11 protein-coding genes and 2 pseudogenes are annotated in these 17870 nt (G+C 72.1%); 3 read left to right on the top strand and 10 right to left on the bottom strand.

The genetic code is table 11. The annotated features are described in order from the left end of the window. Positions 1-5 precede the first annotated feature (5 nt). The 6 genes from ACIBAE_RS07780 to ACIBAE_RS07755 all read right to left on the bottom strand — a co-directional run bounded on the left by ACIBAE_RS07780 (position 6) and on the right by ACIBAE_RS07755 (position 8412). Entirely contained in the window at positions 6-764 is a 759-nt protein-coding gene (locus ACIBAE_RS07780; protein WP_399282959.1) for an SDR family NAD(P)-dependent oxidoreductase, read from the bottom strand. Between the two features lie 85 nt (positions 765-849). Continuing rightward, complete coding sequence (locus ACIBAE_RS07775) at positions 850-2997, bottom strand: alpha-galactosidase (protein WP_399282958.1); 2148 nt, start codon at positions 2995-2997, stop codon at positions 850-852. Continuing rightward, positions 2994-3905: a carbohydrate ABC transporter permease gene (locus tag ACIBAE_RS07770; RefSeq protein WP_399282957.1), complete on the bottom strand. Its 912-nt coding sequence runs from the start codon at positions 3903-3905 to the stop codon at positions 2994-2996. The genes ACIBAE_RS07775 and ACIBAE_RS07770 overlap by 4 nt, the downstream gene beginning before the upstream one ends. After that, positions 3905-4825, bottom strand: coding sequence for a carbohydrate ABC transporter permease (locus ACIBAE_RS07765; RefSeq protein ID WP_399282956.1), 921 nt, complete (start codon positions 4823-4825; stop codon positions 3905-3907). The genes ACIBAE_RS07770 and ACIBAE_RS07765 overlap by 1 nt, the downstream gene beginning before the upstream one ends. Position 4826: 1 nt before the next feature. Beyond that, the gene (locus ACIBAE_RS07760) at positions 4827-6119 is read right to left on the bottom strand and encodes an ABC transporter substrate-binding protein (RefSeq protein WP_399282955.1); all 1293 of its coding nucleotides are present in this window, start codon (positions 6117-6119) and stop codon (positions 4827-4829) included. A gap of 148 nt (positions 6120-6267) precedes the next feature. Further along, entirely contained in the window at positions 6268-8412 is a 2145-nt protein-coding gene (locus ACIBAE_RS07755; protein WP_399282954.1) for a glycoside hydrolase family 27 protein, read from the bottom strand. Between the two features lie 245 nt (positions 8413-8657). Here ACIBAE_RS07755 and ACIBAE_RS07750 point away from each other — a divergent pair, with 245 nt between their 5' ends. Continuing rightward, a complete protein-coding gene (locus ACIBAE_RS07750) occupies positions 8658-9896 on the top strand; it encodes an ROK family protein (protein WP_399282953.1) in 1239 nt (412 codons plus the stop codon). A gap of 93 nt (positions 9897-9989) precedes the next feature. On the opposite strand, the gene xylA is transcribed toward ACIBAE_RS07750, so the two are convergent. Continuing rightward, on the bottom strand, positions 9990-11159 hold the full coding sequence (gene xylA, locus ACIBAE_RS07745) for a xylose isomerase (protein ID WP_399282952.1): 1170 nt from the start codon (positions 11157-11159) through the stop codon (positions 9990-9992). A 295-nt stretch (positions 11160-11454) separates the two neighbouring features. On the opposite strand from xylA, the gene xylB reads away from it, so the two are divergent. Further along, positions 11455-12930, top strand: a complete 1476-nt coding sequence (xylB, locus tag ACIBAE_RS07740; RefSeq protein ID WP_399283064.1) for a xylulokinase — start codon at positions 11455-11457, stop codon at positions 12928-12930. A gap of 479 nt (positions 12931-13409) precedes the next feature. Here the strand turns inward: xylB and ACIBAE_RS07735 are convergent. Continuing rightward, positions 13410-13889 (bottom strand): annotated as a pseudogene (locus ACIBAE_RS07735) (DUF4241 domain-containing protein); the annotation flags it as partial. Between the two features lie 821 nt (positions 13890-14710). Here ACIBAE_RS07735 and ACIBAE_RS07730 point away from each other — a divergent pair. Continuing rightward, positions 14711-15373, top strand: a complete 663-nt coding sequence (locus tag ACIBAE_RS07730) for a phosphotransferase (RefSeq protein ID WP_399282951.1) — start codon at positions 14711-14713, stop codon at positions 15371-15373. A gap of 476 nt (positions 15374-15849) precedes the next feature. Here the strand turns inward: ACIBAE_RS07730 and ACIBAE_RS07725 are convergent. After that, positions 15850-16557, bottom strand: a pseudogene (locus ACIBAE_RS07725) (amidase family protein); the annotation flags it as partial. Between the two features lie 292 nt (positions 16558-16849). Beyond that, positions 16850-17764, bottom strand: a complete 915-nt coding sequence (locus ACIBAE_RS07720; RefSeq protein ID WP_399282950.1) for a LysR family transcriptional regulator — start codon at positions 17762-17764, stop codon at positions 16850-16852. Positions 17765-17870: the final 106 nt, after the last annotated feature.

The raw sequence follows: 17870 nt of genomic DNA, 5'->3' as shown, positions 1-17870 counted from the left end.
GGTGGTCAGGCCGAGGCCTTCACGACACTCCAGCCGCCGTCCACGAGCAGGCTCGATCCGGTGATGTACGAGGCTTCCCCGGCGGCGAGGAAGGCGATCGCGGCGGCGGCCTCCTCCGGGGTGCCGAAACGGCGTGCGGCGGTCTCGGCGACGCTGCGCTCCCGGTCCTCCTCCGGCACCCGGTCCCAGGCGGCGGTGAGGATCGGGCCCGGCAGTACGGCGTTGACCCGCACCTCGGGGCCGTACTCCACGGCGAGCTGTCCGCAGAGCGAGAGCAGCGCGCCCTTGGAGGCGGCGTAGGCCGGGTGTCCCGGGATGCCCTTGTGGGCGTGGACGGAGGAGGTCAGCACCACGGCGCCGCGCTCGGCGCGCAGATCGGGCAGGACGGCCTTGAAGCCGAGGAACGCGCCGGTGAGGTTGACGGCGAGCTGCCGCTCCCAGGAGGCGAGGGTCATCTCGTGCGCGGGGCTGACATCCACGGTGTAGGCGTTGCTGACGAGGACGCCCACGGGGCCGAAGACGTGTGCGGCGGCCACGATCCGGTCCCAGCCGCCCTGGTCCGTGACGTCCGCCGTGACGAACGTGGCCCGGCCGCCCTCCTCGCGGATGCGGGCGGCGACGGCTTCCCCGCGTTCCGCGGCGACATCGGCGAGCACGACACCGGCGCCTTCGGCGGCGAGGCGCCCGGCGGTGGCGGCGCCGATGCCCGAGGCGGCTCCGGTGACCACGGCGACGCGGTCGGTGAAGCGGGCGGCTGCGTTCATGGGGTGGTTCGACTCCTTGGGATGTGGGGGTGCTTTCTCGGCGTCCCGGGCGACTTTAGTGAGCGGGGGGCCGGGTGAGGCGGTGCTAGCGCCGGGTCAGGACGGTCAGCTCCGCGTCGTAGCCGCTGGTCCAGGCGAAGGGGAGGCCGGAGTGCGTCAGGTGGGCCCCGCTGTATTCCACGCCGGCCGCCGCGTCGGTGTAATGGGCCGTCAGGTCGAGCCCGCGGAGGCGCAGCCGGGCCGGGCGGCCCGGCACCAGGGGCGCCCCGTCGAGACGTCCGGTGTTCCAGGCGGTGACGACGACGCGGGCGCCGCCGGGCTCCTCGTACTGGATTCCGCAGGTCGCGTCGGCAGGCGTGTTCAGCAGCCGCACCTCGCCGTGGTGGACGACGTCGCGGATCTCCTTGTAGCGGGCGATCCACCCGGCGGCCTCGGCGCGCCGCTCCGTCGACCAGGTGCGGATGTCGGCCCCGATGCCCAACACCCCGGCCATCGCGTTGACGAAGCGGAAGCCGAGCGAGCGGGGGCGCGGGTCGAAGACGCCGGGCGCGTCGGTGACCCAGGAGCTCATGGTGTGCGGGGCGTGCGCGTGCAGGTAGCCGTACTGGATGGAGAGCCGGTCCAGCGGGGCGGTGTTGTCGCTGGGCCACACCACGTCCGTACGGGCGAGGGTGGCGTGCTCGATCCTGCCGCCGCCGCCCGCGCAGCCCTCCACGGTGACGTGCGGGTGGTGGGCGCGCAGATGGTCCAGGACGCGGAGATAGCCGGCGACGTGCGCGGCGTCGAGGTCCTGTTCCTCGACGGGGCCGCCGCCGGGACGGCCGCGTTCGGTGGGCGGGCGGTTCATGTCCCACTTGAGGTAGCTGATGTCGTGGTCGCCGAGGAGGCGGTCGAGGGTGCTGAGGACGAAGTCCTGGACGTCCGCGCGGCCGAGGTCGAGGAGCAGCTGGTTGCGTACGAGCGTGGCGGGGCGGCCCTCGACGCGGTAGACCCAGTCGGGGTGCGCGGCGTACAGGTCGGACTTCGGGCTGATGGCCTCGGGCTCGACCCAGAGGCCGAAGTCCATTCCCAGGGAACGGATATCGGCGATGAAGTGGTCGAACCCTTCGGGGAAGGACGCCGGGTCCGGATGCCAGTCGCCGAGGCCGCCGTTGTCGTCGGGGCGGCCGGGGAACCATCCGTCGTCGACGACGAACAGTTCGGCGCCCATCCCGGCGGCGATCCGGGCCAGTTCCCGCTGGCTCGCGGCGTCGACGTCGAAGCCGGTGGCCTCCCACGAGTTGTAGAGGACCTTGCGGGGGCGGTTCATCCGGTCGCCGGTGAGGTGGCGTTCGTAGCGGTGCCAGACCCGGGCGAGACCGTCGAGGCCGTCCGGGCTGAAGGCGCAGGCGAGCCGGGGGGTGGTGAGGGTGGCGCCGGGGGCGAGCCGGACCGCGCCTTCGTGGGGCAGGCGGCCCGCGCGGACCCGGAGCGCCCCGCCGGGCTCGGCGTCGGCGGTGATGTGCCAGTTCCCGGACCATTCCAGGGCGATGCCGTACGTGGCGGTGGCGCCCTCGGCGGGCTGCGCGGCGTCCTGGACGGCGAGCCAGGGGGCGTACGCGTGGCCGGGGACCGCCTGGGTGGAGGCCATCTCGAACCGGCCCCGGGTCAGGTCGATCTGGGTGCGCTGGAATTCCTGCGACCACTGGCCGGTGAGGTAGGTGAGGCGGGCGCCGGCCGCGACGGGGACGTTGACGGCGGCCGAGTCGAAGCGTTCCAGGCGCAGTTCGGCCGGCCCGGTGGCGGTCAGCTCGGTCCAGCGGAGGATCACGTCGGTGCCGGGGACGCTCTCGTAGCGGAGCGCCGCTTCCAGCCCAAGGGTCTCGTCGGTGAAGACCAGCCGCAGCGCCCGGTCCTCCTCGTGGGTGGCTCCGGTGAACCGCCACCAGACGCCGCGCTCCTCGCCGGGCCGCTGCGCGACCAGGTCGGCGCCGGTGAACGGCCTTAGCCCGTAAGGGATGTACTCGGCGGGCGCGGCGTCGGCCGGGGTGATGAAGTGCGTACGGCGCGACCAGTCGAGGGGCGACGGGCCGGTCTCGGCGCCGTGCGGCCCCCATGCGGTGAGCTCGGCCCACTGTCCGTCCCCGGCGAGGGCGACCGCGTAGGTGGTGTTCTCGGTACGCAGGATCCACCGGTCGCGCGGGACCGGTTCTTGCGGGGCCGGTTCGTGCGGGGCCCGGTCGTGCGGGGTCACTTGACTGCTCCCAGATTGAGTCCGGCCACGAAGTGCCGCTGGAACCTCAGGAATACGAGGACGGTCGGGGCCGCGGCGATGACCGATCCGGCCGCGATCACGTTCCACATGGACACGTACTGGCCCTGGAGTCCGATGAGCGACGCGGTGATGGGCATCTGGCTGTCCGTCCGCAGCACGGTGATGGCCCAGAGCAGGTCGTTGAAGATCCAGGTGAAGGAGAGGGCACTCAGCGCGGCGAGCGCGGGGGTGGCCAGCGGCATGATGACGCGCCGGTAGATCTGCCAGGGTCCCGCGCCGTCGATGACGGCGGCCTGCTGGATCTCGGGCGGGATGGACCGCATGAAGCCGTGCAGGACGAAGACGTAGAAGCCGACGCCGAAACCGACCTGGACGCCGATGAGCGCGTACAGGCTGTCGTACAGCCCCAGCAGCTCACTCAGCTTGGAGACCGGGATGAGCAGGATCTGCGGCGGCAGCAGATTGCCGCCGAGCATCACCAGGAGCAGCGTGCGACGTCCCGGCAGGTCGTAGCGGCTGAGCCCGAACGCGGCCATGGAGGCGAGGGCCAGGGACAGCAGCACGGTGGGGATGGTGACCAGGAGGCTGTTGATCAGCGCACGCTGCTGGCCGCCGTCCACCCACGCCTGGCGGAAGCCGTCCAGGGTGAAGGAGTGCGGCAGGCTGCCCAGCCCGTTGGCGGCGATGTCGTCGAAGGACCGGGTGCTGGTGACGAGCACGAGGGCGATCGGCAGCAGCCACAGCACGGAGAGGAGACCGGCGCTGAGGTGGAAGCCGGCGGTCGCCCACCTGCGGCGCCGCCCGGGACGGCCGCCGCCGGGGCGGACCGGAGCGGGAGCGGCCCGCCGCTTCTCGGCGGCCGGCGCGGAGGCGTGGGTGACGGCCATCAGTCGGCCTCCCGGAAGGCGCGGACGAGATAGGACGCGATGACCCCGAAGGCCAGCACGAAGATCACGACCGCGAGGGCGGAGCCGTATCCCAGCCGCAGCGACTGGAAGGCGGTGGAGTACATGTACGTGCTGAGCAGTTCGGAGGAGTGGTACGGGCCGCCGCGGGTGAGCGCCCAGACCACGTCGAAGGAGCGCAGCGAGTCGATGACGATGACCGACAGGACGACCGCGTTGACGCTGCTCAGCTGCGGCAGGGTGATGTGCCGGAACTGCTGCCGGCGGGAGGCGCCGTCGACCTTCGCCGCCTCGTACAGGACCGGGTCGATGCCCTTGAGCCCGGCGAGGTAGAGCACCATCACGTAGCCGATCTGGCGCCACAGGGCGGGCACGATCACCGCGTACAGGGCGGTGTCCTGGTCGGCGAGCCAGGCGTGGGTGAGGCTCCCGAGCCCGACACCTTCGAGCAGCTGGTTGATCAGACCGTCCGGCTGGTACATCGCCTGCCACACCAGCGCGGTGGCGACCAGCGAGAAGACGACCGGCAGGAAGAGCGCGGCCCGGTAGAAGCCGACCCCGCGCCGCTCCTGCTGGAGCAGGAGGGCGGCGCCGAGGCCGAGGATCGCGGAGAGACCGCCGAAGAGCAGCAGCCAGAGCACGGTGTCGGCGACGGCGGTACGGAAGACGCTGTCGCCGAGCATCTCGCGGAAGTTGGCGAGGCCGACGAACTCGGGGGCCGAGACGCCGTCCCAGTTGGTGAGGGAGAGGTAGAAGCCCTGGACGGCCGGCCAGAACACCCAGAACGCCTCGGCCAGCAGGGGGACGAGGACGAAGGCGAGGACCACGGGAGGGACCCGGGTGGCGCCCTTGCGCCGGGTCACCCCCCGGGGCCGCCGTCGCGTCGCGGTGAGGACCGCCATGTCACCGGCCCCAGATCTTCTGCGCTTCGCGCTGCCAGGTCGTGAGGATCGAACCGATCTCCTTGGGCTTGGCGAGATAGCGGGTGAGCGCGTTGTCCGCCGAGGGCTGGAGGGCGTCGCTGGAGTCGCGGTTGAAGAACTGGGTGACCTCGGCGGCGCCTTCGATCAGCGCACGGCCCTTCTTCACCAGGGCGGTGCCGCTGTCCTTGGCGTCGGGGTGGGTCGGCAGCGAGGTGCCGGAGGAGCCCTTGAGGTAGATCTCCTGCGCCTCGGCGGTGGCCAGGTAGCGCATCAGCTCCTTGACCTCGTCCGCGCGGTGCGTGCGGGCGCTGGCGAAGTAGCCGTCGGTGGGAGCCTCTTCGGCCGTCGGGACCTTCGGGTCGATGACCGGGAACGGGAAGAAGTCGATGTCGTCCAGCTGGTCCTTCGGGGCGGCGTCGGCGAAGAACGTGCCGATCAGCATCATGCCCGTACGGCCCTGGAGGAGTGCGGTGGTGGCGTCCTGGAAGGGCAGGGCCGTGCCGTTGGGGTCGAAGTACGGCAGGGCCTCGCTCCACCGGTCGAAGACCTTGTGGACCTCGGGGTCGTCGAAGCGGTGCTTTCCCGCGAGCAGCTCGCGGTGGTACTGAGCGCCGTTGATCCGGATGTTGAGGTAGTCGAACCAGGAGGAGGCCACCCAGGCGGTGTTGCCGCCGGCGCCGATCCCGATCGGCGCGACTCCCTTGGTCTTGAGCTTGTCGCACAGGTCGAGGAATTCGTCCCAGGTCTTGGGCTCCTGGACGCCCCACTTGGCGAAGTTCGACTTCCGGTAGAAGACGCCCCACCAGTAGTAGGCGGTGGGGACGAACACCTTCTGGCCGCCCGAGGAGGTGCAGAGCGACTTCAGCGCGTCCGAGTATCCGGAGAGTTCGGGCTTCGTCCAGATGTCGCTGACGTCGAGCAGCAGGTCCTTCCTGGCGTACGAGTCCGCGACGGAGCCGGGGTACCAGGTGAGCAGGTCCGGCGGATTGGCGGAGGTCAGGTAGGTCGGCAGCTGGGTGCGGAAGGTCTCGGAGGCGACGGTGTTGAGCTCGGCCGTCGCGCCGCCGCGCTTGTCGAACGCCGCGACGAGGTCTTCCATCGCCGACTTGGCCTGCGGCGAGGAAAGATTGGACTGCAGGGTGACCGGGCCGCCGCCACCCGACGTGCTCTTGCTGTCCGAGGTGGCGGTGACGCAGCCACTCATCAGCGCGGCGGCACCGACGGCGCCCGCGCCCGCGAGGAACCGGCGGCGGCTGGGTGGTGAGGTGATCATGGAATCTCCCTATACGCCCACGGAACGGAGCCCGGCCCCCTGACGGCCGGGCTCTCGTTCGGCGGATACAGACTGACGGGGCGCCGACCGCACCGTCAAGATTAATTACTAATTTATTTTCGCGGAGGTGCGGGGTGTCACCGTGCGGTCAGAGCCGGCTCTGGTGAACCTGGCCGTCCACCCCGCGGAAGGCCGCCAGCACAGCGCCACCAGGGCCTGCCGTCGCCCCGAGCGCGCCGTCGAAGACGCCGCTCACGTACTCCGTACGCGGGAACCAGCCGCCCCAGCCGTCCGTCCCGTCCGCCGCGTAGGACCGCTGCCAGAGGGTGTAGTCAGCGGCGCGCGCGTAGAGATGGACGGTGCCGCCCGAGGAGACGAGCGTCGGGCTGCCACTGACCGTGCCACCGAGCGAGGACCACGCCGACCAGCTGCCGGAGGTGTCACGGACCCGGGTCCACACGGCGTCGTCGGCGGTGCGTACGGCGAGGTGGGTGCGGCCCGCCGCGTCGGTGACGGCCGAGGGGCGCCCGTACACCGGCAGGCCCTCCGGAGCGCCCAGCGAGGTCCAGCCGCCGCGCGGGCCGCGCGAGGCGATGGTGCCGTCCTCACCCCGGGCGAAGAGCGTCCAGCTGTCCGGGCCTTCGAAGGCGACGCCCGGTGCGTCGGTGAGCGTCCCGCCGAGCTTCTGCCAGGAGCCCCAGCGGCCGCCGCTGAAGACGCGCCGGTACGCCGCGTCGTCCGTGCCCCGGACGAAGACGTCGATACGGCCGCCCGGTGAGGCGTACGCGGCGGGCTGGCCGAGGATCGCGCCGTGCGTCGGGCCGCCCAGGCCGGTGGTGCGGGACGACCAGTGGCCGTCCCGTCCGCTCTGCTCGCGCAGCGAACCGTCCGCACCCCGGGTGAACGCGGTCAGCCGGTCGCCGTCCCGCACCAGCGCGGGGCTCGCCGTGGAACGCGTGCCGAGCGCGGCACCCGGCGCGTCGTCCGTACCCGACAGGGTCAGGAAGGCCGTGCCGTGCGCGGGGACCGTGACCGTGTACGAGCCGGTACGTGTCCCCCGGCTCTTCCTGGCCCGCAGGTCGCGGACCGCGACCCGGCCCGTCAGTCCGGCGTCGGCGAACGTCACCGTGCGCTCCGCCGCCCGCTCGGAGCGGTTGAGGAGGACGACCGCGCGCTTGCCGGCGCCCTGGAGCACCTTGCTGTAGACGTCACCGGTGGCGTCGGTGGCGACCCGTACGCCCTGGATGGCCAGCGGGTCCTGGTCGACGGCGAGGATCTCGGGGTTGCGCAGGGTGTCGGTCATCGACGCCGACAGGGTGCGCGGGTCGGAGCCGATGACCAGCGGGGAAGCCATCTCGGCCCACATCACCAGCTGGGTCGTGGACTCCTCCTCGGTCAGCTCGTACGAGCCGTCCGCCAGCTCGCGGGTCGGGATGAGGTAGTCCGGGTCGTTGTAGTGGCCGGGGCCCTGGGCCTCCGGATGCCAGGCGTTGGCGTCCATGGCGCGCAGGATGTTGGGCCACTGGCCGGCCGTGGGGGTGCCCCAGGCGATGTCGGTGCCGGTGCGCCAGGAGTCGGCAGCCGTCGGCCCGTAGGTGTACGCGTTGTGCGCGTCCTGCGCCGGGGTGTGCGGCAGGCCCCAGTCGTCGGTGAGCGGGTTGCACAGATTGAGCAGCATCCGTCGGCCCGACTTCGCGACGGCGTCGCTGAATTCCTTGAACGCCGGTCCCGGATCGAGCTGTTCGGAGATCCCGCACAGGAAGTCGACCTTGATCGCGTCGATCTTCCAGCCCGCGAACTGCCGGGCGTCCTGCGCGTAGTGGCCACGGCTGCCGAGTCCACAGCTCTTGCCGCCGTCGTAGGTGCCCGCGTCGGTGTAGATGCCGGCCTTCAGACCGCGCTGGTGCAGGTACGTCACCAGCGCGGGGATGCCGGAGGGGAACCGGTCGGGGTGGGCGGTCAGCCGCCCCCCGGCGTCGCGCGGGGTGTCGGCCTGCCAGCCGCCGTCCAGCCAGACGATGTCGTAGCCGCTGTCCCTGAGGCCGCTGCTGACCAGGCGGTCGGCGACGCTCCTGACCTGGTCCTCCGTCGGGGCGCCGAGGCCGTAGTAGGTGTTCCAGCCCATGTACGGGGTGGGGGCGAGGCCGCTGTCGTAGGAGCGCGGGGCGCCCTGGTCGACGGTGCCGGACGGCGGCACGGACCGAACCGCTGCGGTGGCGTGTGCCGAGGGCACCGTCACCGCGACCAGCGCGGCGGCCCCGAGGACCGCCGCTGCCCGCTGGGCACGCACCATCCCTGCACGATGCGAAGTCACTGATGTCTCCCGAGAGTTGGGGTTCAGGAGCGCCGCCCGACCGACCCGAGATCGCGGCAGCGGCGCCACGACGAAGACTGTGACCGGGCGCCCGTACCCTGTCAACGATTATTACTAATTAACTTAAACAAGCCTGGTGGCCAGGTCGGACATGCCCGGTGGCCGGGTGGGAGTACCCCGACGCCTCCTCGGCCCGATGCCGATCACATAGGCTCGTCCGTGATATGAACACCAACCACACATCCCTCGGCCCCAAGGCCGACAAAGAGACGGTGCGCCGCCACAATCTGAGCCTTGTGCTGAGGGCGGTGCGGGACGAGGGCGAGGTGACCCGCGCGGGTGTGGCCGCGCGCGTGGGCCTGACCCGGGCGGCCGTGTCGTCGCTGGTCGAGCAGTTGCTGGAGAGCGGTTTCCTCTCCGAGTCGGGCAAGACGTTCAGCGGGCAGGCCGGGCGCCCCGGCACCGTGCTGAAGGTGACGCGGTCGGGCCCCGCCGGCATCGGCGTCGAGATCAACATCGACTACGTGTCGGTGTGCGTGGTCGACCTGTCCGGCACCGACCGGGTCCGGCTGACCGAACACATCGACAACCGTGGCGCCCAGCCCGGCGAAGTGCTGGCCCGTGGCGCCCGGATCGCCGCCCGCACCCTGGAGTCGGCCGCCGAGCAGGAACTGTTCCCGGTCGGCGTGCAACTCGCCCTGCCGGGGCTGGTGTCGGGCGGGTCGGTCCGGCAGGCGCCCAACCTCGGCTGGAACCGGGTCCCCGCCGAGGAGCTGTTCGCCCGGGCCATGGCCGAGCAGCGGCCCGATGTGGCTCCGCTGCCGGTGAGTTCGGAGAACGAGGCCAACCTGGCCGCCATGGCCGAGCTGTGGTTCGGCGGCCTCGGCACGCTCCGCAGCTTCCTCTATCTGACCGGCGAGATCGGGGTCGGCGGCGCCCTGGTGCTGAACGGCGAACTGCTGCGCGGAGCGCACGGATTCGCCGGCGAGATCGGCCATGTGGTGGTAGACGCGGCGGGCCCGCTGTGCCGGTGCGGTTCACGCGGCTGCCTGGAGCAGTACGCGGGGCAGAGCGCGCTGCTCCGCGCGGCCGGGATCGACGAGAACTCCGGCGTACCGGGCGTGGCCGAGCTGGAACACCGGGCGCGCGGCGGCGACGGGCGGGCGATCGCGGCCGTGGAGCAGGCCGGCGTCATGCTCGGCCGGGTGCTGTCGGGCGCGGTGAATCTCTTCGACCCGGACGCGGTCGTGCTGGGCGGGATCTACCGGGAGCTGATGCCCTGGCTGTCGCCCTCGGCCGACCGGGAGCTGACGGCCCGCGTGGTGTCCGGCCTGTGGCCGCGCGACAGCGGGCGGCTGCGCGCCTCCTCCTCGGCCGGGGACGCGGCGCGCGGCGCGGCGGCGCTGGTCGTACGGGCGGTACTGGCCGATCCGGTGGCATACGTACAGCGCGGGACGGGCTGACGGGCAGCCCGCCCCGCGCCGGGGACGTACGGGTCGTGCGGCCGGACGAGTGGTGCGGCAGCACAGGTGGTGCGGGTGGGGCGGGTCCTGCGGTCAGCGGGCGCCGAGGAGGTGGTCCATGGCGAGCTGGTCGAGCTGCTCGAACGCCATGCCGCGCTCGGCGGCCGCGTCCACGTCGAACTCCTCGAACGCGGTGGTGTCGGCCAGCAGCGAGGCCAGGCCGTCAGCGGCGGTCGGCTGGGCCAGCTGGTCCAGACGCGCGGCGCGCAGCGCCTCCTGGACCTGCGGGTCGGCGCGGAACGCGAGGGCGCGCTCCTTGAGGATCAGGTAGTTGCGCATGCCACCGGCCGCGGAGGCCCACACACCGTCGAAGTCCTCGGTGCGCGGCGGCTTGAAGTCGAAGTGCCGCGCGCCTTCCCAGCCGGAGCTCTCCAGCAGGTCGACGAGCCAGAAGGCGGAGCGCAGGTCGCCGGCGCCGAAGCGCAGGTCCTGGTCGTACTTGATGCCGTTCTGACCGTTGAGGTCGATGTGGTAGAGCTTGCCGGCCCACAGCGCCTGCGCGATGCCGTGCGGGAAGTTCAGCCCGGCCATCTGCTCGTGCCCGACCTCGGGGTTGACGCCGTACAGCTCCGGGCGCTCCAGGCGCTCGATGAAGGCCAGGGCGTGGCCGACGGTGGGCAGCAGGATGTCGCCGCGCGGCTCGTTCGGCTTGGGCTCGATCGCGAACTTGATGTCGTAGCCCTGCTCGACGACGTACTCGCCGAGGAGGTCGAAGGCTTCCTTCATCCGGTCGAGAGCGACCCGGACGTCCTTGGCGCCACCCGACTCGGCGCCTTCACGGCCGCCCCAGGCGACGAAGGTCTTGGCGCCCAGCTCGGCCGCGAGGTCGACATTGCGCAGGACCTTGCGCAGCGCGTAGCGGCGGACGTCGCGGTCGTTGGCGGTGAAGCCGCCGTCCTTGAAGACCGGGTGCGTGAAGAGGTTGGTGGTGACCATCTCGACGGTGATGTTGTTCTCGTCGGTGGCCTGGCGGAAACGCTTGATGTGCGCCTCGCGGTCCGCGTCGGACGAGCCGAACGGGATGAGGTCGTCGTCGTGGAAGGTCACGCCCCAGGCGCCCAGCTCGGCCAGGCGCTTCACGGACTCGACGGGGTCGAGAGCCGGGCGGGTGGCGTCACCGAAGGGGTCCCGGCCCTGCCAGCCCACGGTCCACAGACCGAAGCTGAACTTGTCCTCGGGGGTGGGAGTGTAGCGTTCCGTCATTGCTCTGGCCGCCTTCGATACCTCAGGTCAGCCACACGCCGACCTTTTTGTTTCCTGACATGACTAATAATGCACCCAGGCGCCCGTACAGGAAACCCCCGCGCCCGTCCCTCCGCAGCCGACCCGTCGGATACGGACGATTGCCTCCCGCACCTGATGCCGGGGCGGCCGATCAGGACCCCAGTTCCGGCGCGCGACAGCTTCGCGTAATTTGTTCATGAGACATCCAAAACTGCCGCCCGAAGCCGCTGACGGCGAGCAAACCAGGGAAGAGGTACTCCCCATGTCTACGAGTGTGCCGCACCACCCGGTCGTCATCGGCGTGGACAGTTCCACCCAGTCCACGAAGGCGGCGTTCACGGACGCCGTCACCGGCGAACTGCTCGCCGTGGGCCGCGCCCCGCACCGGGTCACCGGTGAGGGCGGTGCCCGTGAGACGGACCCCGAGGTGTGGTGGAACGCGCTGCGTGAGGCCGTCACCAGCGGGCTCAAGGAGTCGGGCGTCGATCCCGCGGCCGTGACCGGTATCGCGGTCGCCGGGCAGCAGCACGGCCTGGTGGTGCTGGACGGCACGGGCCGCCCACTGCGCCCGGCGATGCTGTGGAACGACACCCGCTCGGCCCCGCAGGCCGCCGGCCTCAGCGAGGCACTCGGCGGAAGCGACGCCTGGCTGCAGCGCACCGGCTCGGTGCCGGTGGCGTCCCTGACCGCCACGAAGTGGCAGTGGCTGCGGGAGAACGACCCCGCCGTCGCGGACGCCACGGTCGCGATCCGCCTCCCGCACGACTTCCTCACCGAGCGACTCTCGGGCGTCGCCGCCACCGACGCGGGCGACGCCTCGGGCACCGCCTGGTACTCGACGGCCACCGGCGCGTACGACCCCGAGCTGCTGACGCTGCTCGGCCTGGACGAGTCGATGCTGCCGGCCGTCGCCCCCACGGGCGGCACCCGGATCGGTTCCCTGACCGCCGGCGCCGCCGCCGAGCTCGGCCTGCCGGTGGGCATCGCCGTCGCCGCGGGGACCGGCGACAACATGGGTGCGGCCGTCGGCCTCGGTTTCGGCGCCGCCGGACTGCTGGACCACCCCGTCCTGAGCCTCGGCACCTCGGGCACGGTGTTCACCACCACGCGCACCCGCCCCGTCGCTCCCCTGCTCAACGGCTTCGCGGCGGCCGACGGGACGTACCTCCCACTGGGCTGCACGCTCAACTGCACGCTCGCCGTCGACAAAATCGCCGAGCTGTTCCGGCTGGACCGCCAGGACGCCGTGCCCGGCGGCGAGACCGTCATGCTGCCGTTCCTCGACGGTGAGCGCACCCCCGACCTGCCGACCGCGGCCGGACTGCTGACCGGCCTGCGCCACGACACCACCCCGCAGCAGATCCTCGGTGCCGCCTACGAAGGCGCGGCCGTCGCGATCCTGCGCGCACTGGACGAGGTGCTGCGTTCCAGCGGGCTCGACCCCGCCGACCCGGAGATCGCGAGCCGCCCGCTGCGGCTGGTCGGCGGCGGCGCGCAGGGCCGGGTGTGGGTGGAGACCGTACAGCGCCTCTCCGGCCGCGGCCTGATCATCCCCGAGAGCGGCGAACTGGTCGCGCTCGGCGCGGCGGCCCTCGCGGCGAGCGCCGCGACCGGCGAGGACGCGGTCGCCATCGCGACCTCCTGGCAGTCCGGCCAGGGCCCGGAGCTCCCGGCGGTGGAGCGGGACGTGGAGACCTGGGAGCGCGTGAGCTCGGTCCTCGACAAGGCGGCCCCGAGCCTGCTGAGCTGATCCGGCGGCCCGTGGTGGCCGGGGGCGTGTGCGCGAGTGGGAGTAAGTCCCGCTAACCGCGCCCGCGCGCACGCCCCGCGCACGCCGAGACGCGGTAGGCCCGGCTCTGTCCACCGGCACGACGGCCACGCCTGCCGCACCTGCCGCACCTGCCGCACCTGCCGCACCTGCCGCACCTGCCGCACCTGCCGCACCTGCCGCACCTGCCGCGACAAGGCTCTCCTTGTCCCCAGGATCTGTCCTGGTCGCGGCGACGAGCGCGCGCCTCCCGGCCTGCGGCCCGGCGACGGCAGACGGATCTGCTCAGACTGCGCGGACACACCCGGTCTCATGCCGGCGCCGCGTCCACCCCATCGGCACTGCCGTCCTGGAGCACCGTCGGCATCCCCTCCACCAACACCACCACCTCGGCCACATCCCCCGTCTGCGGAGCGCCCCACCCACACGGGGTAGGTACCGTCGCCGGTCGTCGCGAAGGCGACCAGCTCGCCGCCGGATGCCTCGTCCTGAGTACGCAGGAAGTACAGGGAATCGGGTATGTCCTCCCCGACACCCGACTCCCCCCGGACAAGGTGCCGCTCGAAGAGCCGATGGAGCGACTCCCAAGCCCCGGCATCGGCGAAGCATCCGGTCGCACCGTCGGTGGCGAAGCCGAAGATCTCGTCCTCCCCGAGCAGCCTGGGATCGCCATCCGGCCCAAGGCACATCTCCCACGACAAGGCGGGGGTCTCGCTGATGCGCAACCGGACCGCCGTGGTGTCCCTACGGGTCACCCAGCCCTGGCTCCACTCACACTCGTAGCCGAAGTGGACCTGTGCTTCTTCGAGTACGTACTCCCCCGGCGGGACAGGGACCGTGATGACGGGCCCTTCGCCGGAGAGGTTGTCCGGCCCGGAGACGGCCAGCAGTCCGCTCGGCACCCGCAGGGTCCCGGTCCGGCGCGGCTCCACGACGGTCATCTCGGGGTGGTACCCGTCGGTCACCCGCGTCCCGGGCCGGAACAGCGCGTCGAGCGGCCCGGGCTGCGCAGGGCGTGGCGGACGCCAGCAGGTGGCGGGGACCTCGGACGCGTCTCCGGACGTCTCCGCCGCGCCTGAGTCGAGCGCCGCCGCCTGGAGCGCCACCGGTCCCGGCAGCCCCCGTCCGCGCGCGGCGACCACCGGCCAGTCTTCGAACCCGGGGCGGACCTGCCAACGCCGTATATCGGCGTCGGGCACCGTGACGAGTTTCCGCCCGTGCTCGCCTTGGGGGCTCCCGCGTGATCGATCCCCTGCCGTCCGGGAACAGCTCTATCGCGGAGCGGGGGCACTCGTCGTCGAACTCCGCCATCTCCGGCCCGGTGTACTGCCACCTGCGGGTACGTCGCCTGAGCAGCCGACTCTGATCGTCCAGCAGCCGCAGGTCCAGTTCGTCGGCGCGGCGGCCCTGGTCGTCGTAGGCCCACAGACCGACGTAATGGTCCCGCCAGGAAACCAGCCGGACCTCCAGCGGAACCTCCCGCCCCGGGATCCGGTACACCACGACGTACGGCAGCCCCGCGACATCCCGCTCCCACGCCGCCCCGGCGGTCAGGGGACACCACAGCGCGCGGGCCTCCAGATCCCACGCGAGGGCGTACGCCACCTCGACGACCGTCCCCGGTCCCTGATCCCCACCCATACAGCCACCGCCCGCTCCGCCTGAACCTGGCAACACAGTGGACACCGCCACTGACAAGGGCCGTAACAGGCAACGTCCGCCCTGTTGGCAGGCGGTGGGTCGCCAAGACAGACTGCCCGGCATGGAGTTGATCGCACGGGGGCGGGACGCTGATGTGTTTGCCCTGGATGAATCCAGGGTGCTGCGACGGTATCGGCACGAGGGGCGGCCGACCGATCTGGAATCGCGCTTGATGGCTCACCTGACCGGGTGTGGGTATCCGGTGCCGAAGGTGTACGAGGTCACCGACACCGACATGGTTCTTGAGCGGCTGACCGGACCGACGCTGCTGGAAGCGTTGGCCCAGCGCCCGTGGCGGGTGCGTGACCTCGGCCGGATGCTGGGCGGCCTCCACGATCGACTCCACGGGCTGCCGGCACCGGCATGGCTGCCCAAGCGGTTCGGCACTGCGGGTGATGACCGGGTGCTGCACTTGGACTTGCATCCGGGCAACGTCATTCTGACCAGGCGCGGCCCCGTGGTGATCGACTGGAGCAATGCGGGCGCTGGCGATCCCGCTGCCGATGTGGCGATGACCATGGTGACCGTCGGCAGCGCCGATGTCCCCGGGCTCGCCGCACGTCTGGGACGGGGCCTGCTTCTGCGAGCTATCCAGGGCGGCTGCGGAACTGATCCCACCCCGCGGGTTCAGGAGGCGGTCAACGCCAAGCTGGCCGACCCGTATCTCACCGCCACAGAGGCAGCGTGGTTGCGGAACCGTGCTGCTGTCTCTGCGGCTCCCTGAGACCGCCCCGGATACGGGCGGTGGACGAGGCCGCCGTGTCCGGCGCTGACGCGATGGCTTGCCCACGGAGGGCCTGGCGCGGGCCGGGCGCATCGGCCAGTGCTACTGGTCCGTGGTTGAGTCCCGCTTCGAGATGGTCGCGCGGTGCGGCGGGCTCGGCACCGCCGCCAACTTGCGTACGTCGATGCGCCGCGCGACCGGCATCACGCCATCGCGTACAAGCGGCGGTTCGGGCCCGAGGCGAATCGATGGCAGGGCGTCCTCGTCCGGCGAGCGACGGGATGCGCCCCAGCGTCGGCCAACGCCAGGGACGAGGAGGCCGGCGACCTCGGCGATGGCCCCAGGGGAGCGCTTGACGCAGCGGCGGACGTTTCTTCGACTCCTTGTGCCGGGCCCCGCCCATCGGTATCGACAGCGACGCGCCCGCCTCGCTCGTGGTCCGCACCCCGTCCTCGACGGACACCCGGTAGCGCGCCCTACTTGGGTTCCTGGAAGCCGCCGATCTTCTGCTCGATCAGTTCGGCCAGTCGTAGTGGGGTGCGATCCTCGAACATCGGACCGATGAGTTGTACTCCCACGGGCAGACCCTCGGGAGACCGGCCCGCTGGTATGGCGGTGGCTGGCAGGCCGGGCATGGTGGCCAGACCGGCCCAGACGAGCTGGTCGAAATACGGGTACTCGACGCCGTCGATGTCGATCCGGCGTTCCCTCGGATCGGGGTTGTGGTCGTGCGGGAACGCGGGAGTGGGCGTGATCGGACACACCACGGCGTCGAACTCGGCGAAGAACTGTCGCCAGCCGTGGCGGTGGAGCTCGCGACGGCTGTTCGCCTCGATCCAGTCGCGGTGGCTGAACGCCATGCCGCGCAGCCGCGCCGCATCGAGACTCTGATCGTCCGCGCTCAGTCCGGCGGCGCGGGTCCGCAGCACCTCGTACGCTTCGACGGGAAAACGCGCGACGGAGCTCGAAAACAGCAACCGCGTGTAGAGCGTCGCGGCTTCGGTCAGATCGGGCAGCAGCGGACTGCGCCGTTCGACGCGGGCGCCGCCGTCGACAAGCGCGTCGGCCACCCGGTCCACGCCCGCCCGCACAGCGGCCCCGGTCGGAATGAGCGGATGCTCGTCGAGGACCAGGACCCGGAAGTCACAGAGCCGCTCGTGGCGCGCGGGCGGCAGACCGCCGACGACGGCGACGCGCGGCCGGATCGGTGTCGGCCCGGGAACTCAGGAGACCTTCATCGGACACCCACGCGTACTTCGAGAGGCTGGGTCCCCGCAGGGCGGGACTTCGACGCGCGGTCGTCGCCGGGACGGCCTGGCACCGGGTCGGCCCGGTCGCGGGAGCCGCCCGGCCTTCGCGGGAGCCGCCACGGCCTGCCAGGTGCCGGCGGCAGACAGGTGAGCAGGGCCGGTGAGCAGGGCCGGTGACCAGGGCCGGTGACCAGCGGAAGGGGCCGGATGCCCTCGGCGGGACCGCTCAGCCGGTCGTCAGGCCGCCCGCCGCCCGGGCCAGGGCGTCCAGGACCGGTCGGATCAGCGGATGGTCCTCGGCGCCCCGGCGTACCGCGGCGAAGACCCTGCGCGTGGCGGCCGGGCCCGCGACCGGGCGGACGACCGTGCCCTTGCCCTCCATGCCCCGCAGCGCGGAGCGCGGGACCAGGGCCACGCCGGCGCCCGCGCCCGCGAGGGCGACGACCGCGCGGAAGTCGTCCGAGGAGTGCACCTGACGCGGCTCGAAGCCCGCGCGTTCGCAGGCGAGCTGCATCACGTCGTGGCAGGGGTTACCGGGGTAGGGGCCGATCCAGTCGCTGTCGGCCAGCTCGGCGAGGGAGACCTCGGCGGCCAGGCCGAGGGGATGGCCCGCGGGCAGGACCGCGTCGAACGGCTCCGCGTAGAGCGGCACCCGGGAGAGCCGCAGGTCGTCCTCGCGCGGGGCGCCCCGGTACTCGACCGCGACGGCCACGTCCGCCTCTCCGTCGAGCACCATGGGCAGGCTCTCGTCGCCCTCGGCGTCCCGTACCCGTACCCGGATACCGGGGTGCGGTCCGGACAGCAGCCGGACGGCGGGAGCGAGCACTTCCGCGATCCCGGTGGCGAAGGCCGCGACCGTGACCTCGCCGGCCGCGCCGCCCGCGTAGGCCGCGAGCTCCGCCTCGGCCAGTTCCAGCTGGGCGAGGACGGTGTGCGCGTGGGTGAGCAGAATGTCGCCCGCCGCCGTGAGCTGTACGCCCCGGCCGCTGCGGGTCAGCAGGGCGTGGCCGGTCTCCTGCTCCAGCGCGGCGAGCTGCTGGGAGACGGCCGAGGGGGTGAGGTAGAGCGCGGCGGCCGCGGCGGTCACCGTACGGTGGTCCGCCACCGCCCGCAGGATGCGCAGCCGTCGAGGGTCGATCACCCAGCCATTTTGCCAGGTCGGAGGCGGATGCGGCGGCCGGGGCAGGTCGACGGGCCGGGCACGGGGCCCGGCCCGTCGGCCGCTCCCAGGGTCAGCCAGGGTCAGC

The organism is Streptomyces sp. NPDC051569, from assembly GCF_044454085.1.
GTDB lineage: Bacteria > Actinomycetota > Actinomycetes > Streptomycetales > Streptomycetaceae > Streptomyces.
The sequence above is the reverse complement of the archived record's forward strand: the minus strand, read 5'-3'. Positions and strand labels throughout refer to the sequence as shown.